Source organism: Duganella guangzhouensis (assembly GCF_009674535.1).
Lineage (GTDB): Bacteria > Pseudomonadota > Gammaproteobacteria > Burkholderiales > Burkholderiaceae_D > Rugamonas > Rugamonas guangzhouensis.
Window position 1 is genome coordinate 315661 of sequence record NZ_WKJK01000009.1, and the last position, 17795, is coordinate 333455.

The following is a 17795-nucleotide window of genomic DNA, read 5'->3' on the forward strand; positions in this document are numbered from 1 at the left end:
TAGTTGAAAGTTTTTCCGATGCCGATTGTATCATTTTTCGTCAATTACTATCATAAACGATCACAATACGTCAGTTTGCAGGCGCGCTGAGCTTGAATGACAAGGGCGCGTTACGGTCCACGCTGAGCGCGCCGTCCTTGTAGACCAGCTCCGCCACCTGAATCACGGTGCGCTGCTGCCAGTAAGGATTAGCCGCCGCTTCCGGCTCGGCGCCCTGATGCACGAAGTAATAGATGAAGGCGCGCTCGCCGTCAACCACCACGTCCGCATGCTGGCCGATGCCGCGGTCGGTAGCCTGTTGGCCCGGCTCGGCCAGGATATAGCCATCCTGCTGGCGCCAGTGGCTGGCATCGTCCGAACGCAGCACCATCAAGCCTTTCCAGGCATCGGCCACCATCCAGTAATAACCTTTGAAGCGGAACGCCTTCGGGCCTTCGCCGCGCGTGGCCGAGACCGGACCGTCGCCGGTCTTGCGCCAGCTGCGCAGATCGGTGCTGTCGGCGGCGACGATCTTGCTGCCCACGGTTTCGTCCTTGTACCACATGCGGTAGCGCTCGCCCAGCTTCAGCACGCTGGCATCGATGATGCGCGTGGTCCCGACGTCCACCTGATCGGCGCAGGCCCAGTCGGCCAGATTGGCGCTGGTGAGGTGCACGATGCGGCCGCTCGCGCCCGGTTCGCCCCAGCGGTGGAAGATGCCGGGCACCACCGTCAGCCACATGTGGTAAGTGCCGTTTTCATAGTACAGCTCGGGCGCCCACGAGGTGGTGTCGGTGCAGGCGGCTGGCAAAGCGGCCGTACCCTGGTAGCGCCATTGCACACCGTCCGCCGAGGTGGCGATGCCGATCGCGGTGCCGTGCACCCAGGCCACATCTTTGCGGTCCGGCAGCTGCATGGTGGCGCGGCGGTTGGTGTAGAACATCTTCCACAGTTTGGCGCCGCGATCATAGATAATCGATACATCGGCCGCGCCGTCGTACACCGGGTCGCGATACAAGGGCTTGGCCGCATCGGCCGCCATCGCGCCGCCGGCGCACAGCGCCAACATCAACAAGTATGTCTTCACTGCCTGTCGCCTCCGTTTGAATTATGTTATCGGTAGCATAGCATCACAGCGACGCAACATTGTTTAGTCTGATACACGAAATATTGCTGCGCCGACTACTTTTTATTTGACTTGCCCTGGCATCGCGTACACACTTGAATCATGACAGTGCCTCGGATGACACTCCCCGTTTCAGCCGCCCGCTTGTGGTTGGCGGGAGCCGTGTTCTGCGCCGCGCTGAGCCTGCCAGGCGCGGGCGTCGCTGCCGACCGGCTGGTGATCGACTACGTGATTTCCAATAGCCCGCAGCGCAGCGCGATGATCAACATCATCAACCAGTTCAGCGCCGCCAATCCCGACATTCAGGTGGTCCACAACGGCTATCCGCAGGAACAGTACAAGCAAGACCTGATCACGCGGCTGCGCAATGGGCAGACCGACCTGGCGTTCTGGTACGCCGGCGCCAACTTGCGCGAGGCGGCCCGCAACAAGCTGCTGGCGCCGCTCGATGCCGACACCGTGGCGCTGCTGAAGAAAAAGAAATTCGTCCCCGCCACCATCGAAGGCACGCGCATCGACGGCGAGGTGTATGGTTTCCCGCTGTATTACTACGTCTGGGGCATGCTGTACCGGAAGTCGCTGTTTGAACGGATGGGCCTGCGGCCACCAGCGACCTGGAGCGAGTTCCTGCAGGTGTGCGAGAAGCTGAAGGCGGCCGGCATCACGCCGATTGGACTGGGCGCCAAAAGCGCGTGGCCGGCGGCGGCGTGGTTTGATTATCTGAACCTGCGCATCAACGGCCTGGAATTCCATCGCAAGCTGCTGAACGGCGACGCCCATTTCACCGATCCGAAAGTGCACCAGGTGTTCGACGTCTGGGGCGGCCTGCTGCGCAAAGGCTATTTCTTCGCGCCGACCATGGATCAGGAAATCGACCGCGTGCTGCCCTATCTATACCGGCAGCACGTCGGCATGATGCTGACCGGCAGCTTCATCGCCGCCCGCTTCCCGGCCGCGATCGCGCCCGACATGGGCTTTTTCTCGTTCCCCTCCTACTCGGCGGAGATGCCGCAATACGAAGAGGCGCCGATGGATGTGCTGGTACTGCCGGCCAACAGCGCCCATGTCGAAGCGCGCAAACGCTTCCTGACCTTCCTGGCCGAAAGCGGTGCCACCCGGGTAATTGCCCAGGCCGACCAGACGCTGGCGGCGCAATCGGACGGCGCAACCCAGCCGGTGCTGGGCGAAGCCACCAACGCCATCCTCGGCAAGGCCGCCGGCCTGACCTACTTCTTCGACCGCGATGCGCGCACCGAACTGGTCACGCCTAGCTACGAAGGCTTGCGTCAGTTCCTCAAGCCGCCGTATGACGCCGACCAAACGATCCGCTACATCGAGGATGCGCGCCGCAAGAGCGGCGCGGAAAGTCGCTAGCCAACAGCGTCAATGCCAGATGGTTGCCATGGCGTGCGCGGGTCAGCGCTTGTTGAGGAAGCTGACCAGCGCTGTCACCAACTCTGGCGCCACCGTCTGAGCGTCCGCCGCGCCGGGTTGCGCGAGGTACAGCGCGTGGTTCATGCCGGCGATAACTGCTACGGGCGTGCCGGGACGGGCCTGTTCCAGCGCGCGCGCGGCGTCCGGGCCGGCCTGCTGATCGGCGTCGCCCAGGATGATACGGGCGTGCATTTTCAGCTTGCCGAATTCGGCGGCCGTACGCTCGCCGCTGGCCGCCAGCGCGACAAAGCCGCCGGCGCCGACCTGGTTGGCGGCCAGCAGGCCGACCAGCGCGCCTTCGCCATGGCCGATGACGACGACTTTGTTGAAGCGAGCGTCCTTCTTCAGCAACTCGATCCAAGCCGCCGCATCCGCCGCCTGCAGCGCCAGATCCGCCCCCGCCCCCGCGCCGCCCGCCATGCCCGCGCCCGAGCCCGGGCCACCGACGATGCCGTCGCCGTTGCCCATGGCGCCGTCCGCGCCGACGTCGACGCCGGTGCCAGTACCGCTGCCGCTGGCGCTGGCGGGCCGGCCATTCGCGCCAACGCTCGTACCGACGCCGCGTTTGTCGTAGCGCACACTGGCGATGCCTTGCGCCGCCAGCGCGCGCGCCAGTTGGCGCAGGCTGTGGCTGGTGGTGCCGGGCGCGTTGCTGTCACGGTCAGTGGCATCGGCGTCAGCGATGAGCAACGCCACCGGCCCGGCCGCCGCGCCATCCGGCAAGGTCAGCGTGCCCTTGATGTCGCCCCGCTCCAGCTGGATGGCGCTTTCACGCGCCGCAGCCACCGCAGCCGAACAAGCGCCTGCAAACACCACATTGACCGGCTTGGCGACATCAAGCTTGCGCGCCGTCGCGCTCAGCCGTCCATCGCCGGCGACCTGAAACACCGTCACCGCGCTGGACGCCTCGTTCGACGACAACAGCCAACGCCCATCCGGTGACAGCGCCAGATGCGACGGCACCTCGCCTCCCGCAGGCAAGCGCTGCAACTCCGTCAGCCGCCCCGCTCCCGGCTGCACTTGATAAGCAATCACCGTATTGTCGCTACGATTCGACACATACACCTGCCCGCCATCGCCAGAAACAATCACCTCACCAGCGCTAATCTTGCCGCTGAAGCCAGCGCTCAGGATGGACAGCGTCTGCACCTCCCGCAAGCTGCTACTGCCGGCATCCCAGCCATAAACCCGCAGCTCGCCAGTAAATTCAGACAGCAGATAGGCAAACCGCCCGTCAGCGCCAAACACCAGATGGCGCGGTCCGGTGCCCGCCGGCAGCCGCAGCTCGCTTGACGGTGCCAGCTGACGCGTAGCGGCCTCGTAGCGGTAGATGAACACCCGGTCCGCGCCCAAGTCCGCCACCAGCGCATAGCGATCGGTCGGATCGATGGCAACCCCATGCGCATGCGGTCCGCGCTGCCGCGCTGTCGGGCCGCTGCCCTGGTCCTGCACCACCGAGACCGGGCCGGACAGCTTGCCAGCGGCGTCGAGCGCCAGCACCGCCACCTGCCCGGTGCCGTAGTTGGCCACCAGCAGCGTGCCGGCGCGCGCATCCAGCGCCAGATGCGTCGGACCGCCCCCGCCGGAACTCACGCTGCCCACTTCAGCCAGCGCACCATCGCCCGGCACAATACGCAGGCTGAACACCTTGCCCTGCGTGGCACCGTCATTGCCAACCTCACTGACCACATACAGCAACGGCCGCGCCGGATCTTTGACCAGCCAGGTCGGCCGGTCCATCGACGCCACCGCCGACGCCGCGCCAAAGCTGCCATCCCGGCTATTAAACGTCGCCGTGAACAGCGATGGCGCCCCGCCCTGCTGATGCGTGCCGATGTAGATGCGCTCACAATCCGCCGCTCCGGCGACGCCGGCCGCCAGCCAGCCGGCCGCGCCCAGCGCCACCAGCAGTGATTTGTTTGCCATACTCAAACGCCTCCTCAGAAACGACCGGCCTTGCTCAGCCAGCCATCCACATAGTCATAGGTAGTCTTGACGGTGTCACCAAACTGGCCCGGCGTTTTCTCGCACTTGGTGCAAGGACGATAAACGTGATCCGCGCCCTCAACGAAAGCCAGCGACTTGTCCGCGCTAGCGGTTTTGTCGTAGATGATTTCCGCCGCCAAGCCCTCCCAGTGACCAGTCATGCCGAGCGCCAGGAACGGTACCGAAATCCCCTCGGCATTGCCCGGCGGGCTGGCGTAAGTCGAACGCCACTCAACGCCGCGGATGCTGTCCTCGTCATAGCCAAAATCGGCCGTGGTACGGATCGCATAACTGGACAGGTAATTGCGCACGGTAGTCTTCAGCGCGCCAAACTTGAACGACGTCAGCTTCATCGGCGGCGATTCCGGCACCCGCACCGAATGGATGATTTCGGTGCTCACCGAACCATCCCCATGCAGCAGCGGCCACGCCTTGCGCGAGCGCGACAGCAGACGCGGATCTTCCGGGAACATCTTGTTGGCGCCGACGAAAGCCCCCGGCACGATGAACGCTTCGTCATCCGCATATTTCCCCTTGCCGGCCTCGATTGCGGCCAGACGATCCTGCGCCGTTTTCAACAGCTGATTGGCGCGCCGGCTCACCGCAGCCTGGTATTTTCGAATGAATTCAGGGCTGTACTGCGCGCCATCCGGACGGTAGCCGTTCTTCGGATTCTTCAGATCAAACGCGGGATTCGATTTCATGCCGCTGGTCTCATCCACTACCGACGGATCGATACTGAGCAGCACCATCTCCGCCTGGCCCCAGTTGGCATCGGCCAGCACCACGCCATCCGCGGCCGGCAGGCCGGCCAGCTTGTCCGGGCATTTGTGGATGTAGCCGCTGCCCTGGCAGAACGCCAGACCACGTTCGGCAATCGCCTGGTAGGCGGTCATGATGGTGGCACCGCCGCTGTGGCCAAACAGCACCACCTTATTGATGCCCTGTGCCTTCTTCAGGTAAGACACGCCGGCCTTGGTCTGCAACAGGATATCGTCAAGAATGCCGTCATTGAAATTGAATGACTTGCTGCTGCTATTGTTCGCGCACAGCACCGAGTAGCCGCGCTTGGACAACTCGGTGCAGGCGGAAAATTCAAGATAATCGCCGTCGGCATGCATGACGAACAAACCGATATGGCTTTTCGCTCCCGGCTGAACCGGTTGATACAGTACCGCTGGCACACCCGGCGCCAGATGCACGAAGGTGGCCTTGATCGACGGGTCCAGCGGCAGACCGACTTCAAACTGCGCGCTGGCCGGCGCCTGCGCCGCACCGTACACAATGGCCGCCGCCCCAAGGTGGCGCAAGAGCATGCTGAGTTTCCTCATGTGGATATTCCTATGTAATGAAAAGAGATGCCGGCGCCGCGTCAGCACTGCGCCGGAGTAAAGCCAATTAGTAGTGCATGCCCACCTTGACGCCGAATGTACGCGGTGCCGTTACGCGCGCCGTGGTGCCACCGTCGAAATCGGCGGTGGTGCTCGGCACGATGCTGTTCAACTGCAGCTTGTCTTCGATATTGCGCACGTAAGCACGGATATCGTATTTTCCGGACGCAGCGGTATAGGCCAGCGCGAGATCGCTGCGGGTGAACGAGTCCTGCTTGTATTGCTGAGGCGCGTGAATGTAGGTGTTGGTGCCCAGATCGCCCAGGCCGGCCAGATCGCTCTTGTAATAACCGCTGTTGTAACGGGTATTGAAGGTCAGCGTGACATTGCCGCCGGCCTCCAGATCCCAGCGGTGCGAGTACGCCAGCGATGCAGTCGCGGCTGGTGCGCTATCCATGGTTTTGCCGGAGAAGTCGACCTGATTGGAAGCCAGGAAGCCGACCGCCAGATCGCCATAATGCGCGCGCTCGAAGGCCAGCGTCAGGCCCAGCTTGTCGTTGGGCGTGATCTTCCAGTTCAGCTCGTTTTCCCAGCCGGCCATCTTGGCGGGCGCGGTTTTGGTGTAAATCAGGATCACCGGGCCGGCTGCGCCAAAGCCGAAGAAAGCGGCGCTGGTGACCTGGTAGCTCTTGTAGTCGTAGTAGTAGACCGACGAGTTGTATTGCAGCGTAGGCGTCAGCTGACCTTTGTAGCCAGCTTCATAGGCCAGCACTTTCTCCGGATTGTAGGGACCAGGTTTGCCGGTGGCCGGGTCGAGGTCGTTGAAACCGCCGCCCTTGTAGCCGGTGGCCACGTAGCCATACACCATCTGGCGCGCGCCCAACTGGTAGTCGGCGCCCAGACGCCAGGTCAGGCGCTTGGCGGCCTGGCTGCCATCGTCGCGGGTAACGGTGCCGCCGCCCACGCAGGCGGTGCCCGGCGCGCACGGATTGCCGTTGACATCGGTATGGCCGCTGCCCAGCACGATGGAAGCGGTACGGAACATGCTGTCATCCGAATAGCGTGCGCCAACGGTGTATTTCAGCGCCTCGGTGGCGTTGAAGTTGACCTGGCCGAACACGCTCTTGCTCTCGTGCTGGGTCGGGCCGACAATCGCCGGATTCGGCACATTGCACGAAGCCGACATTGATGGCGAGCAGCTGGCGGTCGAAGCCCAGTTCTGGTCGCGCTCGTCATTCAGCTCGCGCTGGTAGTTGACGCCGGCCACCCAGTTCAAGCGCTGCGGCGTGCTGTTCGACAACCGGATCTCGTGCGCGTCGTTGGTCAGGTTGGAATGGTATTCCTGCCAGGTGAACTGATCGTTGTTGGCGGCCGAGCCGATGACGGACGGATCGGTCAGGTCGTTGGCCTTGAACTTGCTGTGGCCGCCGTCATAGGTCAGGTGCACCGCGCCCAGATCCAGGTTGAACTCGGCGTTGATGCCGTTGTAGCTGTCATCCATTGATGGCGTGTAGGGATTGAAATACACCTGGCGCGCCGCCGAGCTGCCCTGGGTCAGCAGCGATTTGTACAGCACCGGGCCAGGACCCGAGCCGCCGACGTGGCCGAAGGTGCCGGTCACCAGCAGGCTGGCCGCCTTGGATATTTCCCACAGGCCCGAGATACGCGCGTTGCGGTTGTCCTCGTCATCCAGCTTGGGCGAGGTCAGGCTGCTGGTCTTGTTGATCGATTCGGTGATGTAGCCGTCACGCGAGTTCACGCTGACGGCGGCGCGCAGCGCGAAGTTGTCGGTGACCGGGATGTTGACCATGGTCTCGGCGCGGCGCGCGTTGTAATTGCCGATATCGACGCTGGCCGATGCGTCGAACTCTTTCTGCGGCTTGGCGGTGATGACGTTGATCGCGCCGCCGGTGCTGCTCTTGCCGTACAGCGTGCCCTGCGGCCCGCGCAGCACTTCCACCCGTTCCAGATCGAAGAAGGCATTGCCCATCACCTGCGGACGCGACACCGGAATGCCGTCCAGATTGAAGGACACGCCCTGCTCGCCCTTGCTGGTCAGGTCGGTGGTCGAAACGCCGCGAATCGACACGTTGACGCCGTGCGCCTGATTGCCGACGATCAGCGCAGGCACCATGTCCTGCAAATCCGCCGCGTTGACGATGCCACGTTCTTTCAGCGTGTCGCCGGAAATCACGCTCAGCGCGATCGGCGTTTTGGACGGCACGCCGGCGGTGCGCTCGGCGGTGATCACGACTTCGGTCATGCCGCTGTCCTGCGCGGCCTTGGCGGCGTCGCTGGTGGTGGTTTGCGCCATGCTGCTGCCGGCGGCAACGCAACCTACCACAATACCCCCGGTCGTCAATAAATTGGTAATCGGCTTCATTTGTTTGTCTCCATGTAATTTCTATAGTTTTGGTGATGCTTTGCTTCGTGGTGCGCTGGTTAAAAAATGGGCGAGCGCCGCCCTTGCCAGGCTGGCGTCCACGGACGCGAGCCTGAGTAATCGGTGAGGCTGGCCGCCTGTTAGCTCTGGTCCGGCGCGGCCAGCAAGGCTTGCAGGCGAGCGTAACTGGCCTTGATGGCGGCGGCGTTGGCGGGGTTAGCATCGTCGGGCGCGGCGCCTACCCGCAGGTACGCATGTTCGGCACCGGGATAGATCACGACATCGAAGCGCTTGCCGGCGGCGGCCATGGCGTCGCGGGTCTTTCGCAGACTGGCCATGACGCGGGTGTCGCGCTCCGGATAGAAGCCGTGGACCGGCACGTCAATGCGATCGACCGACAGCGGCGCGGCGTCCGGCTTGAACTTGTCCGGCCCCTGCGTGACAGCCGGCGGGCCGACGTCGTAGAACACGTACACCGCCTGCAAGCCGGCGCGATGCACGCCGGACGCGGCATAACGGAAGGCCGCGCCGCCGCCCCACGACAGGCCGACCACTGCGGTCTTGCCATTGCTGCCCGGCAGAGTGGCGGCATAGTCGGACCAGGCGTTCAGCGTGGCGTTGACGGTGGCGTCGGGCAGCAAGGTCATGAAGTCGCCAGCCAGGCGGGTGCTGGCGAAACCGCTGGTGCCGCCGCCATCTGGCGCGAAGCCGGACAGCATGTCGGGTGCCAGTGTGATGTAGCCCATTGCGGCGATCTCGTCCGCTGTCGCCAGCGTGGAATCGGTCAGGCCGAACACTTCGTGCAGTACCAGCACCACCGGGCCGGCCGGCTTGGTCTGCGGGGTGATCAGCATGGCCTTGAGGCGGCGGCTGCCCAGTGCAATCTCAATCCACTCGTGTCGCTGTGGCGAGCTGCGCAGCTTTTCGGTGGTGGCGCTTTGCGCCGGGCTTTGGGCGCCGGCGTTGCTGGCTGCGAGGGCTGCCAGGCAAAGTAGTAATGCGATGATCCGTTTCATCTGCACGTCCTAGTTTTTACGCGCCATCAGCAGCACCGTATCCAGGCGCTGCCAGACCACGTTGACGTCGGTGAAACCGGCATCCTTCAAACCGGCGATCTGCTCCGCCAGCGACGGCGTCACGTACTCGGGATGATGCACCGGCGGGCCTTCGACGATGGCGTTGATGCCGCTGGAAGCCAGCTCTTCACGCGCGCCGTTCAGCCGGCTCGTCCACACCGAGCGGTCGACGGCGACGTGATCCAGGTTGATCAGCCAGCCGCCGGCCGGCAACTTGCTCGCGGCTTGCTGGTAGAAGCGGCGGATGCCGTTCAGGTTCTGGTGGATCGACAGCCAGGAAGTCAGCAGCACGTCCACATTCTGCGGCACGCAACCCTGACTGATGTCGCGCCCCGGGCAGCCGATCACGTAGTCGACGTTCTTGCCGAAGCGTGCCAGGCGCGCCTTGGCATTGTCCTCGTTGTTGGTGACCGGTTCGGTCCACTGGCCATGCGACAGTGGAAAGCGCTGCATGAAGGCTTCCAGAAACTCGCCGGTGAACGAGCCGACGTCGACAATCGAACGTGGCGCCTGCAAATCCTGCGCCACCACGGCGGCGGCCAGGCGGCGCGCCGATCCGAGCCGGTCGCCGGCCGGCTCGCCGGGATTGACGGCTTCGAAATGCACCTTGGGCGAAATGTCCGCAAGGCTGGCGGCCGCGTCAGGCTTGGCGTAAGCGCGCTCCACCACCGCGCCGCGCTGCTTGATCGATGCGATCTGAGCCGCTTGCGATCCGGGTTCATCTTGTGCCGATACAGTCAGCGGCATCAACATCAGCGCGCCGAAAAAGCACAACAGTTTGTCCTTGCTCACAACTTGTCTCCTTGTAGTTTTGCTAGCAAGATATGTGAGCCAATCATAAAAATCAATAAAATCAGTAGCTTATGTACACATTGAAATAATATGTCTGGATTGACATATGCCTTTTGTATGTCAATCCAGACGCACTATTTCAATGTGCACATACTCCGCTGATTTCATTGATTATTTTTTTAGCCCGACATATCGTGGCGAAAAAATCAGCACAGGAGACACCTTTCATGAACAAGCTTGTAGCTGTCGCGCTGGCGGCGGCCGCCATCCCCGGCATAGCCTGGGCACAGACGCCCAGCACGACCATCACCAATGACCAACTGAGCGCCACCATCGCCCTGCCCGACGCGCAGCAGGGCTACTATCGCGGCACCCGTTTCGACTGGTCGGGCGTGATTACCAGCCTCAAGTACCAAGGCCACGAGTACATCACCCCGTGGTCGGAGATCAATGATCCGGCGGTCAGCGATTACGCATATCGCGGTGAGCAGATCGCCACCGGTACCAGTACCACCATGGTCGGCTTGCCGGAGGAGTTTGCGTCGCTGCCGGAACGCACCGCGTTGGGATGGGAGGCGGCCAAGCCGGGCGGCACCTTCGTCAAGATCGGCGTCGGCATCCTACGCAAGCCGGATGAGCAGCCCTATGATCATTTCCGCCAGTACGAGATAGTCAAAGGCACGCAGTGGGAGGTGGAGAAACAGGCAAATGCGGTGACCTTCAAGCAGGTCATCAACGATGCGGATTCCGGCTATGGCTACGTCTACACCAAGAAAGTCGCGCTGGTGGCGGGCAAGGCCACGCTGGTGCTGGAGCACACGCTGCGCAACACTGGCAGCAAGCCGATCAGCGGTTTTGTGTATAACCACAACTTCATGCGTTGGGACAATCAGACCCCGGGGCCGGACTATGCGATGCATTTCGGCTTCGATCCCAAACCGGCCGATCCGCTGGGCGACACGCCGCTGGCGTACAACGGCCGCACCGTCAACTTCACGCGCACGCTGGTGGGCAAGGATGCGATCCGCAGCCTGCCGGTCGGTTTCGGTAACGAGGCCGGCGACTACGATTTTCGCTTCGAGAACACGCGACTGGGCATCGGCCTGCGCGCCACCGCCAATCAACCACTGTATCGCGCGGTGATCTGGGGCATACGCTCGGTGTTTGCGATCGAGCCCTTCATCCGCTACGACATCGCGCCGGGCCAGCAGTTCAGCTGGACCAACACCTATCAGGCTTACCAGTTGCCGTATCGCCAGGAGTAAAGGTTCCGTTGTTGACGGTGAGGCGCCGGCAGTCTGCGGCCGGCGCCGGTCAGTTCACCGCCTTGGGGGCGCGATAGTTTTTATCGCGCCTTTTTTTTTACGTTAGCAAGCGACCCGACTAACCCTTGGCTGGCGCCGGGTCCGGGTACTCGATCGAGGCCACGTGTTCGCGCGCCATGCCCTCGGCCATGCGGGCCACGATGTCTGGATGGGCGGCGGCCACATTCTTGCTCTCCTTCGGATCGTGCTCCAGATCGTACAGTTCGAGCGGGCCGTTGCGCTTCAGACGCACCGCCTTCCACTTGCCCCAGCGCGCAGCCTGGCGGAATTCGGGATCATAGAATTCCCAGTACAGGAAGCGGTCGGCCGGCTTGTGGGCCGGGTCGACCAGCAACTGTTTCAGGCTGACGCCATCTGTCTTTTCCGGCTGCGCCCCGGCCAGGTCGAGCGCGGTGGGCAGGAAATCCGGGAAGTACACCGGCACGTCGCTGACGGCGCCGGCCGGAATTTTGCCGGTCCAGCGCACGATCCACGGATCGCGGATACCGCCTTCGTACATGTCGCGCTTGTAGCCGGTGAGGCCGCCGTTGGAGTCGAAGAAGTCGACCACGCGGGTTTGCTGCACGGTCGGCTCTGAACGCGGGCCGTTGTCGGAGGCGAAGAAGATCACGGTGTCGCGCTCCAGGCCGGCACTTTTCAGCTTGTCGAGCAGCTTGCCGATGCCCTGGTCCAGATAATGGATCATGGCGGCATAGGTCTTCTCGTCGTCGGCCCAGCCGGCGCGGTCGGCGTACGGGCCGAAATCGGGCGCGGTATACGGCGAGTGCGGGCTGTTGTAGGCGGTGTAGAGGAAGAACGGCGCGTCCTTGTGGCGCTCGATGAAGTCGATCGAATCCTCGGTCACCATGAAAGGCTCGTAACGGCCGTGTTTGCCGCCAGCGTTTTCCGGGATGTCGACCAGTTTGTCGCCATGTACGCGCTGAGTCGGCCAATAGCCTGGCGTGGTGTCGAACTGAATCAGCCAGCCCTTGAATTCGTCGAAGCCGAATTTGGGCGGCGTGGCATTGGCCTCGAAGCCATCCAGATGCCACTTGCCCATCAGCCCGGTGTGGTAGCCGGCCGCCTGCAGATACTGCGCCACGGTGCGGTCTTCCGGCAGCAGATTCGGACGGCGCCACAGCTGCGGGCTGCCGCCCTTGGTGCCGAGCTTGCCGCCGCCGATCGAGGTGTTGTCACGGATGCGGGTGTGACCTGTGTGCAGGCCGGTCATCAGCGAGCAGCGCGACGGTCCGCACACCGGCGCGCCGGCATAGCCCTGAGTGAACAGCATGCCCTCGCGCGCCAGCCGGTCGATATTCGGCGTGGCGATCTTGAGCTGGCCATAGATGGCGGTGTCGCCATAGCCCATGTCGTCGGCCAGGATGAAGATGATGTTGGGCCGGCGCGTGCCGGCCGCCGGCGCCGCAAACGCCGGCGTGGCGGCGATCGCAGCCAGCGCGCCGAGGATGAATTCTCTACGGATCATGGTGTCAGCCTCTTAGTAGCGGTAACCCAGCGTGACGCCTACCGTACGCTGGTCGCCCAGGTAGCCGGTGACGGCGCCGTATTCGGTGTTCACCAGACGCTTGTAGTAAGTCTTGTCGAAAGCGTTGTTGACCCAGATCGACGCGCTCCACTCGCCGCGCTCGGTCTTGCCGGAGGTACCGGCCGAGAACGCCGCCAGGCCATAGCTTGGCACACGGGTGAACTGCGAATCGTCCACCGTGCCGTACATCCAGCTACGCCAGCTGTAGCGGCCGGAGATGAAGTTCTTCAGGCCGTTTTCGGTAGCCCATTCGTAGCGCACGCCGGCGTTGGCGGTGACGCGCGGCGCGTTGAACACACGCTTGCCGTTCAGGTTGCAGGACTTCGGCGGGCTTGGCGCCAGCAGCACTTCCGGCGGGCAGCGCGCGGTGTCGTAGTCGGTGTAGTAGGTGTCGTTGAAGACGGCGGCGGCGTCGAACTGCCAGTTGCGGCTCGGCGCCCAGTGCACGGTGGTCTCGGCGCCGCGCGAGATGTAGGCGCCGGCGTTGGTCAGGTAGACTTGCTGATCGACCGGGTCATAGCCCTGGGTCTGGAAGTCGCGCACCAGCGTGGCGAACAGGTCGGCTTTGAGCTTGAGGCGGTTGTTGTCGAGATCGGCCTTGACGCCGATTTCGCCGCTGGTGGTGCGCTCCGGCTTGATGATCAGCGAATCCAGCCCGGCCGCCGCCGCCGCACCCGACGAGATATTGAGGCCGCCGGATTTTTCGCCGTAGGACAAGGCGGCGTAGCTGCTCAGGTTAGGCGCCGCGCGCCAGGTGGCGGTCAGCGTGCCGGATGGCAGATTGTTGGTGGTTTGCAGATAGCCGGAGTTGAACGGCTGGCGGTTGTAGCGGATGAAGCTGCCACCACGCTCGTCGTGATTGAGGCGCAGGCCGACGGTGATGTCGACGTCGGTGTCGACGTGCCAGGTGCCCTGCACGAATGGCGACAGCGAGCGGTCGCGCAGCAGGCCCAGACGGACCACGTCCAGCTTGCGCGACACGCCGGCGGCGGTGCCCAGCCAGATGTCCGGCAGCGTGGTGTCGGCGTAGTAGGTATGCGCCTTGATGTCGAGCTTCTGGCCGAGGTAGTTCAGACCGAAAGCGTAATCGACAACGCCGCCGGTGGGTGAATCGAAGCGCAGATCCTGGGTCCAGCTGCGGTCATGCTGCTGGAAGCCGCTGTTGGAATAAATCTGCACCGATTGGTAATCGGCCAGCGATGGCGTCGCACTGAAATAGCGGTATGAGGTGGTCGAGCGCACGCGCCAGCCGTTGTCCAGCTGCCATTGCGCCAGCGCCGAGACGCCGCCCTGCACGATGTGGGTGTGGGTTTCGTCGTCGATGTCGATATTGGGGCCGTACACCACGTTGTTGCCAACCGCCTTGGAGCGCGCCAGATAGGTGTCGACGCCGTTGATGGTGTGGGTGGCCACCAGGATTTGCTGCGGGTCGCTGTTGCTGTTGTTGTAGTCGGCCGACAGGCGCAGCTTGAAGCGTTCGCCATCGCGGAACAGCAACTGGCCACGGGCACCGTTGGAGCGAGAGCCGTTCAGCTTGTCGCCGTTGCGGAGATTGGTGACGGCGCCGTCAGTGCCACTGCTAATCAGGTTCAGGCGGCCAGCCCAGTTTTCCGACAGCGGGCCGGACAGCACGGCTTGCACCCGCTCATAGTTGTGCTGGCCGACCGAGGCCGAAATCGACGCTTCCGGCACGAAGGTCGGTTCCTTGGTGTGCAGGTCCAGCACGCCGCCGGTGGCGTTGGCGCCGAAGCTGGTGCCCTGCGCACCGCTCAGCACGTCGGCCCAGGCCAGATCGCCCAGGCTGGTCAGCATGCCGGGACGTACCAGGTAGGCGCCGTCCACATAGATCGCCACGCTGCTTGGCATGCCGATGTTTTGCTCGCCGCTAGTCTGGCCGCCACCATCACCGACGCCACGGATGGTGATCTGCATGTCGGCCGGATCGGTGCTTTGCACGTTCAGGCCCGGCACCAGTTGTTGCAGGTCTTCCAGCGAGTAGACGTTTTTCTGGTCGAACTGCTCGCCGGTGATGCGGTAGACCGAGGTCGGCGCGCGGCGCGGATCTTCATCCACCGCATCCTGGCGTCGGGCGCCGCTGACAGTTACGGTGGCGACGGCTGCGGCGGCGGCCACCGGTGCCGCCGGCGATGCGGCGTCAGCACCGGTCTGGGCGGAAACAGGCACCGCGAAGCAGGCCATCACGGCCAGCGCGATGCTGGTCTTTTGTTGCTTTTGAAACATGGGGAATCCTCATGGCTGTCATTAATAACAACCATGTGCAACGAGATTCCAAAAGCGTCAGCGAAAACTGAAAATATTTTATGTGCACCGACGGGCAATCAATCAATTTGTTGCACAGTTTCCCTGTTGCCCTGCAGTCCGGTTTGCCTCAATACTCTCTTCTTCTCCACGATGCGAAGAACGAACATGAAACGAGTTACCCTGGCCGCCGCCATCATGCTGAGTGCTGGCATGTGTTTCGCCAACGTCCCAGGGGGCGGTGACGGCAAGGGGGCGGATGTCTCGGTGAAGGATGACGGCGACAGCATTGTGCTCGACAATGGCATCGTCGCCATCCGTATCAACAAACAGGACGCCACCATCGGCAGCTTCCGCTATCGGGGGATGAACCTGTTCGAGGGCGGCCACAATGGTGGACGGTTTTACTGGAGCTGGAACACGCCGGCCTATGGCGGCCCGCGCGGCAACGCCACCATCAACGCCAGCGGCAGCGATTACGCGGAAGTAAAAATCCACAGCCCCTGGTCCGGCCAGACCAAGGATGCGGCCATGGATGTCGACATCTACTACAGCCTGAAACGCGGCGCGCAAGGCTTTTACGTCACCGCCGTGCTGAATCATCCGGCCAGCTACCCCCGCGTCGAGGTTGGCGAATGGCGTTCCAATGCCTATGTCAGCCCCATGTTCGATTGGCTCAGCGTCGACGCGCTGCGCCAGCGCAAAATGCCGACGGTGGACGACATGGCCAGTTCGGTCGCGGTGGCCGGCGCGCCCAAGGAAGTTCGCATGCTGACCACGGGCCAGTACGCCGGTCAATATGAATGCAAATACGCTTACAGCGCCGATCTGGGCGAGCTCAGCGTGTGGGGCTGGAGCAGCACCAGCAAGCGCGTCGGCATCTGGATGACGGTGCCCAGCCATGAGTATTACAACGGTGGTCCGATGAAGCGCGAGCTGACCGTTCACATGGACCATACGCTGCTCAACATGCTCAACGGCTCGCACTACAGCATGGGCGCACCGCTGACGCTGGCGGCGGGCAGCGACGTCAAGAAGACCTATGGCCCCTATCTTGTCTACGCCAACAGCTACCAGGGTGCGGCCAGCGATACGTCGTCCAGCGTGACGGCAGCGCTGTGGCAGGATGCGCAGGCGCAGGCAGCCGCTGAACAAGCCGCCTGGCCATACACGTGGTTCAAGAACCCGGATTATGTGCCGGCGGCGGGACGCGGCAGCGTTAGCGGCATCCTCAAAGTCAACGACAGCGGCAATCCGTCGGCGCATGCCGATGGCGCGTGGATCGGGCTGGCGCCGGATCAGAACGGCCTCGGCTTCCAGCATCAGGCATCCAGCTATCAGTTTTGGGTGAAGGTGGGCGCCGGCGGCCGTTTCAGCATTCCGAACGTCCTGCCGGGCCGCTATCACCTGTGGGCTTTCGGCGCCAACAACGTCGATGCCTTTGAACGCACCGACATCGAGGTGCGCGCCGGCACGACCCAGGATCTGGGAATAGTCGAATGGAAGCCGTCGCGCGTGGCCGCCACCGTGTGGGAAATCGGCATCCCCGACCGCGATTCGCGAGAATTCCAAGATGGCGAATTCAACTACACGCAGTGGGCCACCTACGCGCGCGCGCGAGACCAAGAGGCCGCGTTGACGTACACGGTCGGCAAGAGCGACTGGCGTAGGGACTGGCAGTACGCGCAATTCGGCACCGCGCCGTGGACCATCAAGTTCGCACTGGCCAACACGCCGCCAAAGGATGCACCGGCTTCGCTGTACATCGCACTGGCCTCGTCCGAAACCACGCTGAACGTCACGCTCAATGGCAAGCCGATCGGCAGCTACACCGCACCGTACCCCAGCCACGCGCCGGTGCGCCTGGGCAGCCATGGCGGGTTTTCCGCCACCCGGCTATCCATTCCGCCTGGGCTGCTGAAGCAAGGCGAGAACAATATCGTCATCACGCAATCCTCCAAGAAAGGCAAACCTGGCACCACACAATACGACTACCTGCGCTTGGAGGCCGACGGCCTGTAAGCCGCGCGTTGCCATTGATGCCGGAGTGAACTGGTGTGCCTGATATTTACACTGGTGCAAACGATGTATCACGTCGCCCTTCGCGAGCGAGGTGAGCGTGACATGCAGCGCGTCCGGTGGCGACGGCGTGTGGGAAGGCGCCTCGTTCAACCATCGGCGATCTCCTGAATCGCATCCATGGCCGCTTCGTTCCCCCACTCGGGCGCATATGCATCCTTGAGCAGACGAGAGATGGCGGCGTCTGCGGCACCAGGCCTTCAGCCAAACGCTCCAGCGACGCCCGGATGGTCTGTAACAACGTTCATGGCTGCTTTTCATGGAGATTATCCTGAGATCAAACATGCCATGTAACTATTGGTGAGTTTTACTTTCGATATTATCTAAAATGCCATTACATGTCCTAAGTAGAAATATTTACTCAACAAAAGAGCAGCGCTTTACAAAAATAAAACACAAAACTTCAGGGTAATCATAGCTATCTCACCACTATCGAACACATCACATTACCTACAACCTTGATGGTAAGCAGCCATAGTCATGCAGCGGGCTAAACAAGT

11 protein-coding genes are annotated in these 17795 nt (G+C 62.9%); 3 read left to right on the plus strand and 8 right to left on the minus strand.

All coding sequences use genetic code 11. The features are described 5' to 3' along the window. Positions 1-70: 70 nt before the first annotated feature. Complete coding sequence (locus tag GJ699_RS18970) at positions 71-1066, minus strand: glycoside hydrolase family protein (protein ID WP_229262173.1); 996 nt, start codon at positions 1064-1066, stop codon at positions 71-73. Positions 1067-1222: 156 nt separating this feature from the next. Between GJ699_RS18970 and GJ699_RS18975 the strand changes: the two genes are divergently transcribed. Further along, complete coding sequence (locus tag GJ699_RS18975; RefSeq protein ID WP_195763582.1) at positions 1223-2479, plus strand: ABC transporter substrate-binding protein; 1257 nt, start codon at positions 1223-1225, stop codon at positions 2477-2479. A gap of 42 nt (positions 2480-2521) precedes the next feature. On the opposite strand, the gene GJ699_RS18980 is transcribed toward GJ699_RS18975, so the two are convergent. From GJ699_RS18980 to GJ699_RS19000, 5 genes are all read right to left on the minus strand, one after another. Further along, complete coding sequence (locus tag GJ699_RS18980; protein ID WP_154379104.1) at positions 2522-4465, minus strand: lactonase family protein; 1944 nt, start codon at positions 4463-4465, stop codon at positions 2522-2524. Positions 4466-4479: 14 nt separating this feature from the next. Beyond that, positions 4480-5841: an alpha/beta hydrolase gene (locus tag GJ699_RS18985; RefSeq protein ID WP_229262174.1), complete on the minus strand. Its 1362-nt coding sequence runs from the start codon at positions 5839-5841 to the stop codon at positions 4480-4482. A gap of 82 nt (positions 5842-5923) precedes the next feature. After that, positions 5924-8239 (minus strand): TonB-dependent receptor, encoded by a 2316-nt coding sequence (locus GJ699_RS18990; RefSeq protein ID WP_154379106.1) that lies wholly within the window; start codon positions 8237-8239, stop codon positions 5924-5926. 140 nt (positions 8240-8379) lie between these two features. Then, the gene (locus GJ699_RS18995; protein WP_154379108.1) at positions 8380-9255 is read right to left on the minus strand and encodes a dienelactone hydrolase family protein; all 876 of its coding nucleotides are present in this window, start codon (positions 9253-9255) and stop codon (positions 8380-8382) included. Positions 9256-9264: 9 nt separating this feature from the next. Beyond that, positions 9265-10107, minus strand: coding sequence for a class I SAM-dependent methyltransferase (locus GJ699_RS19000; RefSeq protein ID WP_154379110.1), 843 nt, complete (start codon positions 10105-10107; stop codon positions 9265-9267). Between the two features lie 227 nt (positions 10108-10334). On the opposite strand from GJ699_RS19000, the gene GJ699_RS19005 reads away from it, so the two are divergent. After that, complete coding sequence (locus tag GJ699_RS19005) at positions 10335-11372, plus strand: aldose epimerase family protein (protein WP_154379112.1); 1038 nt, start codon at positions 10335-10337, stop codon at positions 11370-11372. A 118-nt stretch (positions 11373-11490) separates the two neighbouring features. Here GJ699_RS19005 and GJ699_RS19010 read toward each other — a convergent pair whose 3' ends face one another. Together GJ699_RS19010 and GJ699_RS19015 are read right to left on the minus strand one after the other, a co-directional pair. Beyond that, positions 11491-12897, minus strand: coding sequence for an arylsulfatase (locus tag GJ699_RS19010; protein ID WP_154379114.1), 1407 nt, complete (start codon positions 12895-12897; stop codon positions 11491-11493). 12 nt (positions 12898-12909) lie between these two features. Beyond that, positions 12910-15198 carry a TonB-dependent receptor gene (locus GJ699_RS19015; protein ID WP_154379116.1) on the minus strand — a complete coding sequence of 763 codons (2289 nt, stop codon included), beginning with the start codon at positions 15196-15198 and terminating at the stop codon, positions 12910-12912. A 186-nt stretch (positions 15199-15384) separates the two neighbouring features. Here GJ699_RS19015 and GJ699_RS19020 point away from each other — a divergent pair, with 186 nt between their 5' ends. Beyond that, positions 15385-17238, plus strand: a complete 1854-nt coding sequence (locus tag GJ699_RS19020) for a polysaccharide lyase family protein (protein WP_195763583.1) — start codon at positions 15385-15387, stop codon at positions 17236-17238. The last annotated feature ends 557 nt before the right edge of the window (positions 17239-17795 follow it).

Bases quoted from the DNA above. Each gene is read 5' to 3' on its own strand.
- GJ699_RS18975 (WP_195763582.1), top strand. From the start codon at position 1,223: ATGACACTCCCCGTTTCAGCCGCCCGCTTGTGGTTGGCGGGAGCCGTG.
- GJ699_RS18980 (WP_154379104.1), bottom strand. From the start codon at position 4,465: ATGGCAAACAAATCACTGCTGGTGGCGCTGGGCGCGGCCGGCTGGCTG.
- GJ699_RS18985 (WP_229262174.1), bottom strand. From the start codon at position 5,841: ATGCTCTTGCGCCACCTTGGGGCGGCGGCCATTGTGTACGGTGCGGCG.
- GJ699_RS18990 (WP_154379106.1), bottom strand. From the start codon at position 8,239: ATGAAGCCGATTACCAATTTATTGACGACCGGGGGTATTGTGGTAGGT.
- GJ699_RS18995 (WP_154379108.1), bottom strand. From the start codon at position 9,255: ATGAAACGGATCATCGCATTACTACTTTGCCTGGCAGCCCTCGCAGCC.
- GJ699_RS19005 (WP_154379112.1), top strand. From the start codon at position 10,335: ATGAACAAGCTTGTAGCTGTCGCGCTGGCGGCGGCCGCCATCCCCGGC.
- GJ699_RS19010 (WP_154379114.1), bottom strand. From the start codon at position 12,897: ATGATCCGTAGAGAATTCATCCTCGGCGCGCTGGCTGCGATCGCCGCC.
- GJ699_RS19015 (WP_154379116.1), bottom strand. From the start codon at position 15,198: ATGTTTCAAAAGCAACAAAAGACCAGCATCGCGCTGGCCGTGATGGCC.
- GJ699_RS19020 (WP_195763583.1), top strand. From the start codon at position 15,385: ATGAAACGAGTTACCCTGGCCGCCGCCATCATGCTGAGTGCTGGCATG.